The sequence below is a fragment of the Antrihabitans auranticaus genome (assembly GCF_016481275.1).
GTDB lineage: Bacteria > Actinomycetota > Actinomycetes > Mycobacteriales > Mycobacteriaceae > Antrihabitans.
In genome coordinates this window covers 117,723-135,673 of sequence record NZ_JAEMNW010000006.1, presented here as the reverse complement: position 1 = coordinate 135,673, position 17,951 = coordinate 117,723, and the positions used below count along the sequence as shown (strand labels likewise).

16 protein-coding genes are annotated in these 17,951 nt (G+C 64.1%); 10 read left to right on the top strand and 6 right to left on the bottom strand.

The genetic code is table 11. From position 1 onward, the window contains the following. Window positions 1-62 precede the first annotated feature (62 nt). The 6 genes from JGU72_RS23510 to JGU72_RS23485 all read left to right on the top strand — a co-directional run bounded on the left by JGU72_RS23510 (window position 63) and on the right by JGU72_RS23485 (window position 6,292). Window positions 63-1,025: a carbohydrate ABC transporter permease gene (locus tag JGU72_RS23510; protein ID WP_199686523.1), complete on the top strand. Its 963-nt coding sequence runs from the start codon at window positions 63-65 to the stop codon at window positions 1,023-1,025. Further along, window positions 1,022-1,855 carry a carbohydrate ABC transporter permease gene (locus JGU72_RS23505; protein WP_199686522.1) on the top strand — a complete coding sequence of 278 codons (834 nt, stop codon included), beginning with the start codon at window positions 1,022-1,024 and terminating at the stop codon, window positions 1,853-1,855. The genes JGU72_RS23510 and JGU72_RS23505 overlap by 4 nt, the downstream gene beginning before the upstream one ends. A 75-nt stretch (window positions 1,856-1,930) precedes the next feature. Beyond that, window positions 1,931-4,126: a transglycosylase domain-containing protein gene (locus JGU72_RS23500; protein ID WP_199686521.1), complete on the top strand. Its 2,196-nt coding sequence runs from the start codon at window positions 1,931-1,933 to the stop codon at window positions 4,124-4,126. 33 nt (window positions 4,127-4,159) lie between these two features. Next, window positions 4,160-5,284 (top strand): amidohydrolase family protein, encoded by a 1,125-nt coding sequence (locus JGU72_RS23495; protein ID WP_199686520.1) that lies wholly within the window; start codon window positions 4,160-4,162, stop codon window positions 5,282-5,284. A 121-nt stretch (window positions 5,285-5,405) separates the two neighbouring features. Continuing rightward, complete coding sequence (locus JGU72_RS23490; protein WP_199686519.1) at window positions 5,406-5,864, top strand: GyrI-like domain-containing protein; 459 nt, start codon at window positions 5,406-5,408, stop codon at window positions 5,862-5,864. Beyond that, entirely contained in the window at window positions 5,861-6,292 is a 432-nt protein-coding gene (locus JGU72_RS23485) for a GyrI-like domain-containing protein (protein WP_199686518.1), read from the top strand. The genes JGU72_RS23490 and JGU72_RS23485 overlap by 4 nt, the downstream gene beginning before the upstream one ends. Before the next feature lie 66 nt (window positions 6,293-6,358). Here the strand turns inward: JGU72_RS23485 and JGU72_RS23480 are convergent, their stop codons facing one another. The 4 genes from JGU72_RS23480 to JGU72_RS23465 all read right to left on the bottom strand — a co-directional run bounded on the left by JGU72_RS23480 (window position 6,359) and on the right by JGU72_RS23465 (window position 9,739). Then, entirely contained in the window at window positions 6,359-7,441 is a 1,083-nt protein-coding gene (locus JGU72_RS23480) for an inositol-3-phosphate synthase (protein WP_199686517.1), read from the bottom strand. Then, the gene (locus JGU72_RS23475; protein ID WP_199686516.1) at window positions 7,434-7,994 is read right to left on the bottom strand and encodes a PadR family transcriptional regulator; all 561 of its coding nucleotides are present in this window, start codon (window positions 7,992-7,994) and stop codon (window positions 7,434-7,436) included. The genes JGU72_RS23480 and JGU72_RS23475 overlap by 8 nt, the downstream gene beginning before the upstream one ends. Before the next feature lie 107 nt (window positions 7,995-8,101). Next, window positions 8,102-8,932 (bottom strand): DUF1707 SHOCT-like domain-containing protein, encoded by an 831-nt coding sequence (locus tag JGU72_RS23470; RefSeq protein ID WP_199686515.1) that lies wholly within the window; start codon window positions 8,930-8,932, stop codon window positions 8,102-8,104. 9 nt (window positions 8,933-8,941) lie between these two features. Continuing rightward, window positions 8,942-9,739 (bottom strand): DUF1707 SHOCT-like domain-containing protein, encoded by a 798-nt coding sequence (locus JGU72_RS23465; protein ID WP_199686514.1) that lies wholly within the window; start codon window positions 9,737-9,739, stop codon window positions 8,942-8,944. A gap of 94 nt (window positions 9,740-9,833) precedes the next feature. Between JGU72_RS23465 and JGU72_RS23460 the strand changes: the two genes are divergently transcribed. The 3 genes from JGU72_RS23460 (at window position 9,834) to JGU72_RS23450 (ending at window position 14,551) form a co-directional block, all read left to right on the top strand. Further along, window positions 9,834-10,262: a DUF5318 domain-containing protein gene (locus JGU72_RS23460; protein WP_199686513.1), complete on the top strand. Its 429-nt coding sequence runs from the start codon at window positions 9,834-9,836 to the stop codon at window positions 10,260-10,262. Between the two features lie 307 nt (window positions 10,263-10,569). Continuing rightward, window positions 10,570-12,948, top strand: coding sequence for a transglycosylase domain-containing protein (locus tag JGU72_RS23455; RefSeq protein WP_374101152.1), 2,379 nt, complete (start codon window positions 10,570-10,572; stop codon window positions 12,946-12,948). A 43-nt stretch (window positions 12,949-12,991) separates the two neighbouring features. Next, complete coding sequence (locus JGU72_RS23450) at window positions 12,992-14,551, top strand: glycosyltransferase family 87 protein (RefSeq protein WP_307828576.1); 1,560 nt, start codon at window positions 12,992-12,994, stop codon at window positions 14,549-14,551. 201 nt (window positions 14,552-14,752) lie between these two features. Here the strand turns inward: JGU72_RS23450 and JGU72_RS23445 are convergent, their stop codons facing one another. Both JGU72_RS23445 and JGU72_RS23440 read right to left on the bottom strand, forming a co-directional pair. After that, window positions 14,753-15,844 carry a DUF475 domain-containing protein gene (locus JGU72_RS23445; protein ID WP_199686511.1) on the bottom strand — a complete coding sequence of 364 codons (1,092 nt, stop codon included), beginning with the start codon at window positions 15,842-15,844 and terminating at the stop codon, window positions 14,753-14,755. A 134-nt stretch (window positions 15,845-15,978) separates the two neighbouring features. Next, window positions 15,979-16,554 (bottom strand): TerD family protein, encoded by a 576-nt coding sequence (locus JGU72_RS23440; RefSeq protein ID WP_199686510.1) that lies wholly within the window; start codon window positions 16,552-16,554, stop codon window positions 15,979-15,981. Window positions 16,555-16,708: 154 nt separating this feature from the next. Here JGU72_RS23440 and JGU72_RS23435 point away from each other — a divergent pair, with 154 nt between their 5' ends. Next, window positions 16,709-17,944 carry a hypothetical protein gene (locus JGU72_RS23435; protein WP_307828575.1) on the top strand — a complete coding sequence of 412 codons (1,236 nt, stop codon included), beginning with the start codon at window positions 16,709-16,711 and terminating at the stop codon, window positions 17,942-17,944. Window positions 17,945-17,951: the final 7 nt, after the last annotated feature.

Genomic DNA, 17,951 nt, shown 5'->3' with positions numbered 1-17,951 from the left:
ACCGCAGTCGGGATCCCGGCTGCGGTGGCCGCCTTCGCACATTGCCCGTAGGGAGAAACTGAATGGACCGAGTGTCGAAACGGCTGCCCGGCAACCTGTCCGCATGGCTGCTGCTTGCACCCGCGCTACTCGCACTGGCAGTCGTCATCGGCTATCCGGTAATTCGCGCATTGGTCATGTCGTTCGAAAAGGATCAGGCGCGCGATCCGGTCACCAAGCTGTTCGTCGAAGGCGGAAACGCCGGGACATCGAACTACACCTACTGGCTGCTTCAGGAATGTCCCTCGCGCACAGGCGAAATGGTGCCCTGCCCCGAGGGCACACTCGGTTCGCAATTCTGGCTCGCGGTGGGTGTGACTCTCTTTTTCACCCTGGTCACCGTGGCACTCGAAATAGTTATCGGCTTCTGGATGGCCGTCGTCATGGGAAAGACGTTTGCCGGCCGGGCACTGTTGCGTGCAGCAGTGCTGATCCCGTGGGCAATTCCGACAGCCGTAACCGCCAAACTGTGGCAGTTCATGTTCGACCCGAACGGAATCATCAACAGCGTCTTCGGGCTGGATATCTTGTGGACGTCGGACGCATGGCCCGCTCGTTTCGCGGTGATCATCGCCGACGTCTGGAAGACGACGCCGTTCATGGCGCTGCTTATTCTCGCCGGCCTGCAGATGATTCCGGCCGACGTCTACGAGGCGGCGCGCGTCGACGGCGCATCCGCACGCCAGCGTTTCCTCCACATCACGCTGCCGCTGGTAAAGCCCGCCCTGGTCGTCGCGATTCTGTTCCGCACCATGGACGCGCTTCGCATGTACGATCTGCCCGCAATTCTGACCAGTAGCAACGACGCGACGCGGACAATCTCGATGCTCGTCGTCCAGCAGATCAGTTTCGGCCCGAACCGCGGATCGGCGCTATCGACGATCACGTTCTTGATGATCGCGATAATCGCGTTCCTATTGGTCAAAGTCTTGGGCGCGAATGTCGTCCGGACACAGGAAGATCAGCGAAAGGCGGGACGGCGATGAGGCGACGGTTCGGCTCGTTACGCATCTATATGGGCGTCGCCATCATCGTGGTGTGGGGCCTTGCGCCGTTCTATTGGATGGCGGTCACCGCATTCCGCGACTCGAGCCACACCTACGACACGACGCCGTGGCCCACACACGTGACGCTGGACAACTTCCGCAACGCGTTCGACACCAGCAAAGGCAACAATTTCGGCCGAGCTTTGGTGAACAGCCTGATAATCGGCGGCACCACGACCGCGATCGCCCTGGTCGTCGGTGTATTCGCCGCCTACGCGCTGGCGCGGTTCGATTTCCGTGGCAAGTACGTGGTTGCCGGAGTCATTCTGAGCGCGTCGATGTTTCCGGTCGTGGCCCTCGTGACTCCTCTTTTTCAATTGTTCACCGACATCAAATGGATCGGCCACTACCAGGCGATGATCATTCCGAACATCTCCTTCGTGCTTCCGATGACCGTTTACATCCTCGCGTCGTTCTTCGCAGAGCTCCCGTGGGAGCTGGAGGAAGCCGCACGCATCGACGGAGCAAATCGGTGGCAGGCGTTTCGGTTGATCATGCTTCCGCTCGCTGCGCCCGCGGTCTTCACGACCGCCATCCTTGCGTTCATCGCCGCCGTCAACGAATTTCTGTTGGCGAGCCTGCTCAAAGGCGAGGGCACCGAACCCGTCACCGTGGCGATTGCCCGGTTCCAAGGCAACGACCGCTTCGCGACGCCCTACGCGGCAATAATGTCGGCTGGGGTAATTGTCTGTATTCCGCTGGTCATCATGGTTCTGGCGTTCCAGCGACGGATTATCTCGGGCCTGACGGCGGGCGGAGTGAAGAGCTGAGCCGCTAACTTCGGGGCTAGGCGATTCCTCGACCTAGAGGTTAGGGTTAGCACTCGTTCCGATTCCCCGGAGGCCATGGACGTGAGTTCTCACCGCGCGGCGACGCTCGAGGAGCGGCCGTTTGCGCCCGATGCGCACGCCACACAGCCGCCGAGCGAATCCGAGGCAACCGCCGACGCGAGCCCGACCAAGCACCGCCGCGGCAGGGGCAAGAAGAAGTCGAAGTGGCGCTATGTACGCCGCACGCTCGCCCTGCTCTTCGTTCTGGCAATCATCGTTCCGGCGTCGATCTTCGCATGGAGCTACCACGACGCGAAGGTCCCACGCCCATCGGACATGGTCCTTCCGCAAGTCGCGACGATCTTCGCCGCCGACGGCACGAGCGTTCTCAGCAAGGTAGTTCCCGCCGAGGGCAACCGAGTCGAAGTTCCGCTTGCCGACGTTCCAACCCATGTTCGTAACGCGATGCTGTCCGCCGAGGACCGCAACTTCTACTCGAATCCAGGCTTTTCTTTCACGGGCTATCTGCGGGCGCTACGCGACAACGTGCAGGGCAAAGAGAGTGCCGGCGGCGGTTCGACGATCACCCAGCAATACGTGAAGAACTCGCTCGTCGGCGACGAGCGCAGCCTGCAGCGCAAATGGCGCGAACTCGTCATCTCTGTGAAGATGGCCCGCGAGTGGAGCAAGGACGAGATCCTTGCCGCGTACTTGAACACCATCTACTACGGCCGGGGCGCGTACGGCATCGCCGCAGCTGCCAAGTCGTACTTCAACAAGCCGGTCTCGGACCTCACCGTGGGCGAGGGCGCGGTCCTTGCTTCCGTGGTCCGCAGCCCGGCGTTGCTCGACCCCGAGACCCACCGCGAGGACCTGGTCGCCCGCTGGCACTACGTCATGGACGGCATGGTCAGCATGGGAACACTTCCTGCAGCCGACGAGGTCGCCGCCCAGTTCCCGGACCCGATCCCGACGAACCAGGTCGGCGACGAGAACGCGGCATTCGGGCCCGAGGGCTTGATCCGCACACAGGTGTTGCGCGAGTTGCAGGAACTCGGTGTCAGCGAGCTCGACCTCAACACCGGCGGCCTGCAGATCACCACCACGATCGATACGAAGATGCAGGAAGCCGCGATCAACTCGGTCAACAGCGTCATGGAGGGCGAGCCCGCCGACCTGCGGACCGCGGTCGTTTCGATCGACCCGCGAACCGGAGCGGTCCGGGCCTACTACGGCGGAACCGATGGCACCGGCTTCGACTTTGCCCAGGCGCCGCTGCAGACCGGATCGGCGTTCAAGGTCTTCGGCCTCGTCGCTGCCTTGAAGGACGACATCCCGTTGTCGGCGATGTACAACAGCGCACCTTTGACGGTCGGCAACGTGTCGATCACGAACGTCGGCGGCGAATCGTGCGGCACGTGCACGATCGCCCAAGCCCTCAAACAATCGCTCAACACAAGCTTCTACCGCCTGACGCGCTCGATGGAAAACGGTCCGCAGAAGATCGCCGACGCCGCGCACGAGGCCGGGATCCCGCTGAACATCCCGGGCGTCGAGGGCACGTCGCTCAGCCAGGACGGCGGCCCGCCCGAGGACGGAATCGTTCTCGGCCAGTACACGGTTCGGCCGATAGATATGGCATCGGCCTACGCGACCCTCGCCGCGTCGGGCACCTATCACGCGCCGCACTTCGTAACCCGGGTCGTAACTGCCGACGGCCGCGTTCTCGTCGACCGGCCAGGCACGCTGAGCGAAGACCGCATCGATCCCGCGGTTGCCGACAACGTCACCCAGGCGATGATGCCGATCGCCTCGTACTCGAAGGGTCACGGCTTGGCCGGCGGTCGTCCGTCCGCATCGAAGACCGGTACCGCTCAGTTCGGCGATACCGGCATGAACAAGGACGCGTGGATGGTCGGCTACACGCCGTCGCTGTCGACCGCGGTGTGGATCGGGACCAAAGAGGGCGAGGCCATCACCAATCTCTACGGCTCGAGCATCTACGGGTCCGGTCTGCCGTCTGACATCTGGAAGAAGACGATGGACGGCGCCCTCGAGGGCACCACGGTCGAGCAATTCCCGTGGCCTGCGCCGATCGGCGGACAGGCGGGCGTGCCGGCTTACAGCGGGGTCGCCCCGACGACGACAGCACCGCCGACGACGACCGAGCCCCCGCCGCCACTGATTCAGTTGCCGCCGACGATCCAGTTACCACCGGGGCTTGTCCCGGTCGAGATTCTCCCGGGGATTACGATTCCGCTGCCGGGTTGATCGATCCGGCGCGAAGGGAGCGAACCCACCCGCATGGCGAGCGAATCGGCGCCAGGACAGGTCACATCCGACTTCCGCCTGCGAATAGTCGACACCCATATGCACCAATGGGACCCGCAGAGCACCCCGCGTGATGTTCTGCTACAGATCAATTCGCTGATCGGCATCCCCCGACTACTGGATGCGACCTTCAGACTCCTGCCGAAATCGGATCGCGAGTCGATCGCAGATCCGGTCTATCTGGCGAATCCCTATCTGGTCGGTGATTACCGTCGCGATATTGCGGGCCTGCCCGTCGAATCGTGTGTGCACATCGAGTCCGGTTGGCGTGGGAAAGGCGAATTCGCCTCCGTCGACGAGACGAAATGGATTGCGAGCCTGCCCTTTCCGCGCGCTGGTTCGGAAGGACGCGGTCCTCGACTCGGCGCGATCATCGGGCACGCGGACCCTCGCACACCCAATTTCGGCGCCGTTCTCGACGCGCATCAGGACGCGTCCGAATTGTTCCGCGGCGTACGGTGCATCGCGGCTCACCACCCGGACCGCGGCGTGCGCTCGTGGACGAACGATCCGCGACTGCTTGTTCAGCCGAGGTTTCTCGACGGCTTCGCACAGCTCGCACAGCGCGACCTGACCTTCGACGCCTGGGTCTACTCCCAAGATCTACCCGACGTCGCCGAACTCGCGCGACGGTACCCCGAAGTCACCATCGTGCTCGATCACGTCGGCACCCCCGCCGGAATCTTCGGCCCCGTCGGTCGCAATACCGGCCGGTCGCTCGCCGAGCGGCGCGGCCTGCTCGACGCCTGGCGTGACGACCTCGCCGCGGTCGCAGCGCGGCAGAACGTCGTAGCAAAGTTGACCGGACTTATGCTTCCCGTTCTCGGTCACGAGTTGCCGTTGCGGGGGCATTCTGTACCGGTGCAGGAATTGGTGGAGCGAGTTGCACCGCTCGTCGATCACACGCTCGACGTGTTCGGCGCGGACCGAACCATGTGGGGCTCGAACACGCCTCTGGAGAAGCCGGTCTCGGACGCTTCCGGGACGGTCGAGACGGTGCTCGAAGCGCTGAAACCGCGCGGCAACGTCGTGGCTGATCAGGTGTTTCGAGCGACTGCGCAGCGGGTATACCGGATCGCCGAAGGCGGCCCACATTGATCCGGAGCGCGCATACGGGCAAGTCAGTAGGGCCGGGGCCGCGTCGGCGGCAAGGCCTCCCGTACGGCATGATGAACGCAGCAACGGGCGAGCAATTCTCTGTGAGGCTGGGGGTCTGTAGGTGAATTTCAGTGTCGTGCAGCGAGGCGAAACGCTGGTCGCAGGCACGGTCCTGCGTAGTCCGGCACTCGCCGTCGAGGGCTCCCGCCGCAAGCGGGTCGAGGAGGTCTGGCAGCGCACGCTCGCTCGCACGCTCCCCGGTTACCCCGCCACGGCCTACGTCGACCACGCACCGGAACTGAACTCGTACCTCACCCACATTGCCGGCTACCGCTGCCACTCCGTCTCCGATGTCGTGCCAGGCGACGTGCTTGCCAGAATTCCGGCGGGCAACTTCGCGCGGTTCGTACGCAATGGCGACAACCTCGGCGACACTATCGCCGCACTTTGGCGGTCGGTGTGGGACGCCGAGGCCGAGGGCGAACTCGTTCGCGCGTACACGGGAGATTTCGAGCGTTATCCGGACGCGAACACTGTCGAAGTATTCGTTGCGCTAGCCGATAAGCAGGCAGTCAAGTGAATTTCGAAATTGTCGAACTCGACGAAAGCATCGTTGCGGGATTGACCATTCCGCTCGGCGGGCGCGAGGTCACTCGCCGTGACTTGGACCTGGTGAACTTCACCTGGGACCGCTACCTCGCGCGTGGCAGACCTGGCCGCAGGGTCGCCGCATACGTCGGGCAGGACGGCCGCAGCGCGGCAGTCCTCGGCTACGAGTGCCGGTCGATCGACGAGGTCGATCCGGGCGACGTGCTCACGGTGATCCCCGCGGGCAAGTACGCAAAGTTCGCCGTTGCAGGTAAGCCGTACGACCTCACCCGGACGGCATGGGGCGAAGTGTTGAAAGCAGAGAACGCGGGGCAGATAACGCGCACGCATGTCGCGGATCTGGAGCGCTTCGTGGACGCCGAAACAGTCGAGGTCTACGTATCGATTTCCGCGCAATAGCGCACCTACAAGAATGCGCGGCTCGCGAGTCTTTCGACTGGCCAGCCGCGCATCTCGAGTCGATGACTACGCCTCGATGATGAAGGCTTCCAGCTCGGTACGAGCCTTGTCGTCCGCCATCTGAATCGGCGGGGACTTCATCAGGTAGGCCGAGGCCGGGTAAACCGGTCCGCCGACGCCGCGATCGAGGGCGATCTTCGCCGCACGCACCGCGTCGATGATGATGCCGGCCGAGTTCGGCGAGTCCCAGACCTCGAGCTTGTACTCCAGGTTGAGCGGAACGTCACCGAAGGCGCGGCCTTCGAGGCGGACGTAGGCCCACTTGCGATCGTCGAGCCAGCCGACGTGATCCGACGGGCCGATGTGCACGTTGCCGGCACCCAACTCGCGGGTGAGGTTCGACGTGACGGCCTGAGTCTTCGAGATCTTCTTCGACTCGAGACGCTCGCGCTCGAGCATGTTCTTGAAGTCCATGTTGCCGCCGACGTTGAGCTGCATCGTGCGGTCGAGCTGCACTCCGCGGTCCTCGAACAGCTTCGCCATCACACGGTGGGTGATGGTGGCGCCAACCTGGCTCTTGATGTCGTCACCGACGATCGGAACGCCGGCATCCTTGAACTTCGCGGCCCAGACCGGGTCGGAGGCGATGAAGACGGGAAGCGCGTTGACGAAGGCCACACCGGCATCGATGCACGCCTGGGCGTAGAACTTGTCGGCCTCTTCCGAACCCACGGGCAGGTAGGAGACGAGAACGTCGACCTTGGCGTCTTTGAGCGCCTTGACCATGTCGACAGGCTCGGCTTCGGACAGCTCGATGGTCTCGGCGTAGTACTTGCCGATGCCGTCGAGAGTCGGGCCACGCTGAACGACGACGTCGCTCGGCGGCACGTCGGAGATCTTGATGGTGTTGTTCTCGCTCGCGAAGATCGCCTCGGAGAGGTCGAAGCCGACCTTCTTGGCGTCCACGTCGAACGCGGCGACGAACTTGACGTCGCGGACGTGGTACTGCCCGAACTTCACGTGCATCAGGCCGGGAACGGTGGCCGTCTCATCGGCATCCTTGTAGTACTGCACGCCCTGGACCAGGGAGGAGGCGCAGTTGCCCACGCCCACAATGGCCACGCGCACCGTGGTGCTGTTTTCACCCATGGTCGGGTTCTCCTTCTTTCGGTAGTGCCGATTTCGATGACTGTTCGGCGGCAATCAGTTCGTTAAGCCAGCGCACTTCGCGCTCGCTGGATTCGAGGCCCAGCTGGTGGAGCTGCCGGGTGTAGCGATCGAGCGAGCTGCTCGCGCGCCCAACGGCCTCACGGAGCCCCTCGCGGCGCTCCTCGACCTGGCGTCGCCTACCTTCGAGAATCCGCATACGCGCCTCGGCGGGTGTGCGGCTGAAGAAGGCGAGATGAACGCCGAAGCCGTCGTCGGTGTAGTTCTGCGGGCCTGTATCTGCGACGAGCTCGGCAAATCTCTTTCTGCCGAGCGGAGTCAACTGATACACACGTCGTGCCCGGCGCTTCAGGGTGCCGTCGGGACCTGCGTCCTCGGCGATCAACCCGTCGGCTTGCATGCGACGAAGTGTGGGGTAGAGCGAGCCGTACGAAAAAGCCCGGAAGGCTCCCAGCAGACCCGTCAATCTCTTCCGCAATTCGTAGCCATGCATGGGCGACTCCAGGAGCAGCCCGAGAATTGCGAGTTCGAGCACGGGCCTCACCTCCTGGAGTCGTCAGAACATAACCGCTTGATGCGATGGCTCACTATATCGCACCGATATAGTTGGGCATAGCTATCTGCGACACATCGAGCGAGATGTCAGCGACCGTGGACAGACAGTATCCGGCCGTCGAAGTCGGCCTGGAGGTACCCGCTCTCGCCGAATTCGTTGTTCACGTGAACCGAAATCGTCGGGACTCCGCGGTTCGGCTGCAGCGACATGTGGGTGACCTTCCCGTCGGGTACGCCGACGGCGAGTGGAGCACCGTTCTGCAGTCCGATGACGGCGTCGACGTTGAGCAGGGAAAGGTCGATGACCTGCGTGTTCGGGTCTCGCGCAGTCAAGGCGCCAGGATCGAAACCACCACGAAACGTATACGCACGGACACGGTTGGGCGCCTCCGCCCGATCGAAGACTATGTACTGGCCGTCGGGGTGCATCGAACCCTCGTCGGCGATCGTGTCGCCGAACCGCTCGCGATACAAGTCGACGAACTCTCGCAACCCGTCCACTGTGTCGACCCTCACGGTCGGCGCGTAGATCGGCGCGACCTCCGTAGGGACCACGGTGGTCGTTGCCGTGGCCGCGGCCGCCTGGGGCTGGTCGTCGGCATCGTCACCGCCGCGGGCAACGAACCAGACGAGTCCCGCGCCGAGTACCAGCGCAACGATCGCCACGAGCCAACCCACAGCTCCTGCGCCCGCGGGCTTCGGGCCTGCGGTCGGGCGCGGTAGATCGACTGGCCGTTGCAAATCGCCCACGAGTGCGTCGAGGTCGCCCAGATACACCGCGGAACGTGCCCGCTCGACTCGTGCGCGATGCTCGTCGAAGGTCAGCTGGCCTTCGGCATAGGCATTGTCCAACGCGGTCGCGATCGTTGCCCGGTCGATGTCCCGCGCGCGGAACCGCGCACCTCTGCCTCTACTCACTGGCTCGGCCTACCGTTCCGGGTCGAATGGATAGACGGACACGAACCGGCCGCTGGGTTCGATGTTGACGTAGCCGGTTTCGCTCAGGTCGTTCTTGCCGTAGACGAGTATCTCCGGACCGTCTTCGGTACTCGTGGCGACGACGTAGACATCGTCGACGCGCTCGAGGTTCACGCTCCGGCCGATGCCCGCAACGATGCCTGCCAGTTTCGGGAGGTCGATCGTCGTGAGATCGAGAGGTGGAACGTTCGGATCGCGCGACGAACCGGAGGTCGTCCGGAAATCACCGTCGTAGTAGTGGCTGACGGTGAGCCGCGGAGCCTGGGGATCGATTGTCTCGACGACTGCATAGTCCTCGTAGATCGTGAGGTCGTCGACGGTCGTCGTGCCGAGGTCGGTGCGGATGACGTCGACCACTTCGGTCAATCCGCGTAACGACAGGTAGCCCCGGGAGCCGAGAGCCTTGTCCGGATCGTCCTCGTCGGCGCCGCCGCTGGTGAAGTTGCCGGCCAGCGCAATCAGGAGAATCAGGAGCAACACGGTTGCGGCGGCCGGCACGAGCAGCCGGAACAGTGTGCGCGACGCACCAGCGCGCGGAGGTGGTGGCGGCAAAGGATCGTCGTTCTGCAGGTCCGTGACAACGGCCCGCAGTTCGGCGACGGTCTTCGCATGCATCGCGGTCGACACCCGCGACTCGTGCTCGGCGCCCGACAATTGACCGTCGGCAAGACCGGCGTCGAGTGTCCTGCAGATGAGAACTCGATCGTTGTCGGTCGCGCGAGTCGAGGCAGAGAACCGGTTCGGCACCTGCACAGAATAAGGTCCGCCGTCCGCGGCTGCGACCCGCCCTGAGTCTCCCCAACCGGCCCCATCGCCAACCAACGCACGTACTCTGGTTCTCGTGCGAATACAGCGGCAGGTCGTGGACTACGCGCTTCAGCGTCGGTCCGTGCTCGCCGAGGTTTACGCGGGCCGAACGGGCGTCTCCGAGGTCTGCGACGCAAGCCCGTACCTGCTTCGAGCGGCGAAATTTCACGGTCGCGGAAGTAGTGTCGTGTGTCCCATTTGCAGAAAAGAGCAGCTGACTCTCGTATCCTGGGTCTTCGGCGACAAGCTTGGGCCGGTCTCCGGATCGGCTCGGACCTCGGAAGAAATAGTCCGCTTGGCCGCCACGCGGGAAGAGTTTTCAGTTCACGTTGTCGAGGTTTGCAGGACCTGCAGCTGGAACCACTTGGTCCAGTCGTACGTCCTCGGCGTAACGCCCGCACCGAAGCGCACAAGGCGCTCACCTGCAGCTGCGGAGCCGAGCCGACGCACCGCAATCGAGTAAGACCACCCGGGCGCGGAGCAGTCTGTTCGCGTATCTGCTCCGTCCGCGCCCTGGGAGACCGATTTCGACCACGGGAGTTTTGCAAGTGACTTTCCCCTACGACGACCAGCCGGACGACAATGCGCCACCGCGCCGCCCGACCGGACCGCAAGGGGGCTCCCGCCCTGTACCGCCGCCAGGTGGGCCCCGGTTCGGTGACGCTCCGACCACACGCATGCCGGCCGCTTCCGATCGCAGTTTCCCGAACCGTCCGGGTCAGCGACCCAACCCGAGCGAAGCGCCGACACAGCAGTTCAGCGCGGACGCGATCCGCAGGGGTCCGGGCGGTCCGGGACCCGGACGTCCTGTGCCACCACCGCCCTCCGGTCGTGGTCCGGGCGGTCCAGGTGGACCGGGTGGTCCTGGCGGATCGGGCCCGGCCGGCCCGCCGCCGCGCAGGCCCGCACAGGGTTCGTCACGCTGGCGAACCTTCCGTCGGGTCCTCTATGGCTTCGTCGCCATCTTCATGGTCATCCCGATGATCGTGTTTCTCATCGCCTACGCGTTGGTGGATGTCCCGCACCCCGGCGACATTTCGACGAACAAAGTCGCCGCAATCAATTACTCGGACGGGTCGCCGCTGAGCAACTTCGTGCCACCGGAAGGCAACCGGGTCGAGGTCAAGCTCGATCAGGTTCCCGAGGGCGTGCGCAACGCTGTGCTTGCCGCTGAGGACCGCGACTTCTACTCGAACCCGGGTTTCTCGGTTTCCGGTTTCGGTCGCGCACTGCGCGACAACCTGCTGGGTCGCGACAGCGCGGGTGGTGGCTCGACGATCACTCAGCAGTATGTGAAGAACGCACTTGTCGGGTCCGAGCGGACGATCACTCGCAAGATGAAGGAACTCGTCATTTCGACGAAGATGTCGCGCGAGTGGAGCAAGGACGAGATTCTCGAGGGCTACCTGAACCTGATCTACTTCGGTCGTGGCACATACGGCATCGCCGCAGCGTCGCAGGCGTATTTCAACAAGCCGGTCGAGGAATTGACCGTCGCCGAGGGCGCGGTCCTCGCCGCGATGATTCAGCGTCCGTCGCAGCTCGATCCCGAGACGAACCCGACCGAGGCGCAGGCGCGCTGGAACTATGTTCTCGACGGCATGGTCGAAAGCGGCACGCTGTCGGCGGCCGACCGCGCAAGCACGCAGTTCCCGGTGCTTGCCCCGCTCGGCTCGACCGGTGACCCGAACCAGGACAAGGGCCCCGAGGGTCTGATCAAGTCGCAGGTTCTCAACGAACTCGCCGAAGCCGGAATCAGCGAGCAGTCGCTCTACACCGATGGCCTCACGGTCACGACGACGATCGACCGCGCCGCGCAGGAATCGGCTGTCGAGTCCGTCAAGACGAACCTCGAAGACCAGCCCGAAGAGCTGCGCGCCGCGGTCGTCTCGGTCGATCCGAAGACCGGCGCGGTCCGTGCCTACTACGGCGGCATGGACGGCCAGGGCCTCGACTACGCAAACGCCGGCCTGCAGACCGGTTCTACGTTCAAGGTGTTCGGGCTTGCCGCGAACCTCGAGCAGGGCATCCCGCTGTCCAAGATGTACGACAGTTCGCCGCTGACGGTCAACGGCATCTCGATCGGCAACGTGGAAGGCGAGTCCTGCGGGACATGCACAATTGCCGAAGCGTTGAAGCGGTCGCTCAATACGAGCTTCTACCGGATGCAGATCCAGATGGAGGACGGTCCCAACAAAATTGCCGACGTCGCACATCGCGCCGGAATCCCTGCCGAAATTCCCGGTGTCGGCAAGACACTGACCGAACCGGACGATGCCGGGCCCAACAACGGAATCGTGCTCGGCCAGTACTACGTTCGTGCGCTCGACATGGCGTCGAGCTACGCGACGCTGGCCGCATCGGGTATCTATCGGGCGCCGCACTTCATTCAGAAGGTCGTGACCGCCGACGGCCGAGTGCTCCTGGACCGCGGCAATCCGGCCGGCGAACGCACGATCGACGAAGCCGTTGCCGACAACGTCTCGTCCGCGATGCGACCTATCGCGGGTTGGTCCAACGGGCACAACCTGGCAGACGGCCGTCCGTCCGCGTCCAAAACCGGTACCGCGCAGCTGCTCGACACCGGTGAAAACAAGGACGCATGGATGATCGGGTACACCCCGTCGCTGTCCACCGCGGTGTGGGTCGGCACAGGGCAGAATCTTCCGCTGCGCAACTCCTACGGCGGCCCGATCTACGGTTCAGGCATTCCGTCGGATATCTGGAAGGAAACGATGGACGGTGCGCTCGACGGCACCGAGGTCGAAAGCTTCCCGGTGCCCGGTGAGATCGCCGGGCAGGCAGGCGTCCCTGATTACACGGCGCCGTACACACCGCCGTCGACGACGGTTGCGCCGTCGACGACGACCGTGCCGCAAATCGTTATCCCGCCGTCGATCGAAATTGCTCCCGGAGTGACGATCCCGCTGCCGCAGATCGGGCCACAGCGAACACCGCAGCAGACGCCCGCCCAACCGACGCCGGCCCAGCCCACGCCGGCTCAGCCGACCCCCGAGGCCGGTAACGGGGCCGGTGGTACAGGCGCGGGTACCGGCAACGGCGGAGCAGGTGCAGGTGCAGGCGCTGGCGGAGCAGGGCCGGGCGCCGGAACAGGCGGCGCCGCAGCGGTTCCGATTCCGGTCCGCTAGCTCGGCGTGCGACAGGTGAAGAGGCGACGGTAGCCTCGACCGGGTGACCGACGAACGCACGTTGATCGGGCCAGCGCCGGTCGCCGGGGACCGTAGATCCGCCGAATGGCGCGATCTTCCGAGCCGAACCGATCCGTTGACGCGCGAGTTGTCGACGGTCATCGGTGGGCCGATCGGCGAGCACGCGTTGGTCGGCCGCACACGGTTCTTCACCCCGATGCGGGCGTTGCTCCTGCTCGCAGTCATCTTCCTGGCGTTCTGCTGGTTCGGTAAGGCTGCCTGCATCCAGCAGGCGAATGTCGGCCCGAACGGTGAACTCGGGCTCGATTGGCGCGGGAGCAGGCAGTACGTGGCGTTGTGCTACTCCGACACAGTCCCGCTGTACGGCGCGGAGAAGCTCAACGAGGGTGCATTCCCGTACAAGAAGGTCCTGCGCGACCCGGACAAGCCGGACGCCGAGGACCGGTACATGGAGTACCCGGTCGTCTCCGGGCTGTATCAGTTCGCTGCGATGAAGATCGCCAAGGCGTGGGACTCTGCGATGTTCCTGCCCGGCGCTTTGCAGGTCGTCATCTATTTCAACGTCATCGCGTTCGGACTGTCGCTGGCCTGGCTCGTAACTGTGTGGGCGACAGCACTTTTAGCCGGCCGTCGGGTCTGGGATGTGGCGTTGGTCGCCTGTTCGCCATTGGTGATCGTCCATGCATTCACGAACTTCGACCCCCTCGCAACGGGATTCGCGGCCGCGGGGCTCCTTGCCTGGGCGCGCAGATATCCGGTCCTTGCCGGAGTGCTGCTCGGAATCGGCGGCGCCGCAAAGCTCTATCCGCTTTTCATCCTGGGACCGTTGCTCATTCTGTGCCTGCGGTCGGGGAGGATGCGGGCGTGGACAGCTGCCTTTGTCGCCGCGGGCGGCACCTGGCTGCTTGTCAATCTGCCTATCGCAGTGAAATACCCGCGCGGCTGGGCCGAGTTCTTCCGGCTAAACACCGACCGGCACGCTGATCCCGATTCGATCTACAACGTCATCACATCTTTCACAGGCTGGGCCGGGTTCGACGGGCCGCTGGATGCCGGCGAGAAACCGGTGATCCTCAATCTGGTTTCGCTGTCGCTCTTCGCCGTCGTGTGCGCGGGAATCGCCTGGATCGCATTGACGGCCCCACGGCGCCCACGGGTCGCTCAACTGTGCTTCTTGATCGTCGCGGCCTTCTTGCTGACGAACAAAGTGTGGAGCCCGCAGTACTCGCTGTGGCTCGTTCCGCTCGCCGTCCTCGCCTTGCCGCATCGGCGAATCCTGTTGGCGTGGATGCTGATCGATGCCGTGCTCTGGGCGCCACGCATGTTCTATTACCTGGGCATCGACAACAAGGGACTGCCCGAGCAGTGGTTCACCGGCACGGTCGTCGTTCGCGATCTCGCGGTGATCGGATTGTGCGCCTTGATTATTCGGCAGATCTACCGCCCGGCGCAGGATCGCGTTCGATACGGCTGGATCGACGATCCCGTCGGCGGGGTACTCGACCAGGCCGACGACAACCCGCCCCGCTGGCTGCCGCAACGACTACGACCACGCTCGAAGGAGTTGATCGCGGTCGGCTGACCACGATCGCTTACCAGTCCGTCAGACGGGTCAACCCGTCCTGCAGCGCCCGCGCAAAGAGTGCAGCCTTTGTCGTCGCAGGTCGACCTACTGCCGCATACTTGGCGCGAATGCGCGAAATGTGGAGATTCTCGAATCCGCCGGGGTAGCGGCGCAGGTCGTCCAGCGACCGCTACCACCGGCGCACGACTGGCTGTTCGGCTAGTTTTCTGCCTTCGCCAGATCCACTTCGTGTGTTTCTTCGGGGTGGCGTCGATTGCGGATAACGCTGGTCACCCAAGCGGCAAGGATCAGTACCACGCCGGTGAGACCGGTGATGATCTCGTTGATGTGCACACCGATCGAGACGAGCAGGATCACCGCAAGCGCGCCGATGGCCCAGTGGGCACCGTGCTCGAGGTAGACGTACTCGCCGAGCGTGCCCTTGCGGACCAGGTAGACCGTGATCGAGCGAACGAACATCGCGCCGATGAAGCCGAGGCCCAAGGCGATGATGATCGGGTCTGCTGTGATCGCGAATGCGCCGATCACACCGTCGAACGAGAAGGACGCATCGAGCACCTCGAGGTACAGGAAGAGGAAGAACCCGGCCTTACCTGTCGCCTTGACGGCGCTGGAAGGACCTGTGTGCCCCTCGGGGTGGAACAGTGAGCCGAGGCCGTCGACCACGATGTAGGTGATCAGGCCGAGTACGCCGGCAACCATGACCGTTGCGCGCTGTTCATCGGTCGCCGCAACCTCGGCCGCGATGACGAGACCGATGGACGCAACCACGACCGACAGCTGATCGAGCTTGCCGATCTTGCCCAGCGGCACTTCGAGCCACGAGAGCCACGTGATCTCACGCTCTTCGAAGATGAAGTTCAGGAACAGCATCAACAGGAACATGCCACCGAAGGCCGCGATCTGCGGGTGGGCATCGGTGATGATCGTTTCGTAACTGGGGTCGCCGTTGGGGAAGAAAGCCGCATCGTCCGGAGGCGGGTTGAGTGCAAGATCGAACGCCCTGACCGGGTCGAGTCCTGCGGTGATCCAGACGATCGCGAGCGGAAACACCAGCCGCATACCGAAGACGGCGATCAAGATACCGATGGTCAGGAAGATCTTCTGCCAGAACTCGCTCATCCGCTGGAGGATGGTGGCGTTGATGACGGCGTTGTCGAACGACAGGGAAACCTCGAGAACGCCCAGGATCGCGCAGAGAATCAGGGCTTCCGGACCGCCGTAGAGGAACGCGACGATCAGCGAAATTATCGTGATGATGACGGACAAGCCGAATATGCGCAGTACCACGGAGCGTGGCCTTTCTGTGAGGTCGATGCAGAGTGGCTACTGCAGCGGAGGTTCAGTCCGCCGCCGCCGAAATCGCGTACGGCGGGGACGCATCCATGCGTCCCCGCCATCGGCGAAGTTGTGCGGTTCTGCTGTTAGACGTTGACGCCGTAGTCGCGAGCGATGCCCGCCAGGCCGGAGGCGTAGCCCTGGCCGATTGCGCGGAACTTCCACTCGGCACCGTTGCGGTAGAGCTCGCCGAACACCATTGCGGTCTCCGTCGAGGCGTCCTCGCTGAGGTCGTAGCGGGCGAGTTCGTTGCCGTTGGCACGGTCGACGACCCGGATGTAAGCGTTACGGACCTGGCCGAACGACTGCGAGCGGCTGTCCGCGTCGTAGATCGAGACCGGGAAGAAGATGTTGGTGATCGTCGGCGGGGCCGCGGCGAGGTCGACGTTGATTACCTCGTCGTCGCCTTCACCTTCGCCGGTGGTGTTGTCACCGGTGTGCTCGATCGCACCGTCCGGCGAACGCAGGTTGTTGAAGAAGACGAAGTGCTGATCCGACAACACTTTCTTGTCTTCGCCGGTGGCGATCGCACTGGCGTCGAGGTCGAAGTCTGCACCAGTGGTCGAGCGGATGTCCCAGCCCAAACCAACCGCGACGGCGGTGAGGTTCGGCGCTGCCTTGGTCAGTGAAACGTTTCCGCCCTTGCTCAAGCTGACGCCCATTTGGGGAGCCCTTTCATTCGCATAGTGGTACGAGCTTTGGCTGGCCGGCACGTCCTATTTGCCGGACCCACCACGACTCTAGTGCGGAGTTGGGAAGTGTGGTCGAATCCCCTGCACACCGATCGAGGAAGCGCTCGCCAAGTAGGATTTTGCCGTGACGAGCCGATGGCCGGGGCGCCTCTTTCGCAGGACCCCCAACCGCGAACCAGACCGTACCGGTCTGGCGGCGATGACAGCGGCGTTTCTGAACATGGACAATCGGCAAAGCGCAGTAGAAACCGCTGTTCAGGCGTCCGAACAACTCTTCCCGGAGCGCCGGATGCGGCAAGCCTGGGAACCGGTCGCCCAGCTGTGCTACGACGCATCGGCCGCGTATTTGGCAACGAGCGAAGAGTTCGAGCGGGACGCTGCCCTGCCTTCGCGAAACACCCAGAACGCTGAAAGCGCCTTCCCCCGCACAATCGCGCAACTCGAACACGCGACGCGCGCTGTCGACCAGTTCTACGGCGCACACAACGCGCATCTCGACAGCGCCGCCGGCACGCTCGCAACTATTCCGTCGATCGCCGCGCAGGCGGTGGCGGCCGCCGACTCGGCCCGCGCAACAGTGGTCGCGAACGGAGCACCCTACGCGGACTACCCCTCGGTGCGGTCGCGATCGACGACACTCGACGATGCAGTCACAGCTCTCGATTCTGCGCTCGCGAGCGGTCAGGTTCGTGCAGTTCGGGACGCTGCAGCGCGGGTTCGCGCCGCGGTGACCGCGCTCGAAGGGGCGGTGGCCGCAGCGCCGTCGCGAGCAAACGATGCGCGGTTGGCCCTGTCTTCGGTGACCACCCGCCTCGACGCCGTCCGTACTCGGGCAGAACGGCTCGCGCCCGCATTTTCGGCGCTGCTCCGCGAGTTCAACGCGGCCAGCTCGGCCGATCTGGCGGGCAACGAGCGCGACAGTGCCCGCAGCATCGAGGCTGCAGAAAGGGACCTCCGAGCTGCGCGAACAGCACTGGATGCGAGCAACCCCGACCTCGCGCTCGAACACACGGCCGCCGTTCGCGCCCACCTCGCGGCCGCGGAGGAGCGCGTCGACGCCGTCACGGATAGACTCGCGTTGCTGAGGGAGGTCCGGACCGACCCGAAGGCGAAAGAGAACGAAGTCAGGTTCACACTGCGGGACGCACAGATGCTCGCGGTCAGTCGGGGCTTGACAGCAGAGTGGGCGTCGGTGCTCGACGCCCAACTGGACCGGATCGACCGGATCTCAGGCGCACTTCACGGCAGGCATCCCGACTATTGGGCCTACGTTACCGGGCTGGATGCCGTCAAGACATTCATTTCGGGTGTCGTCCAACGGATGAAGAAGCAGACAGGTTCGACAGGGGGGCAAACATGAGGACTGG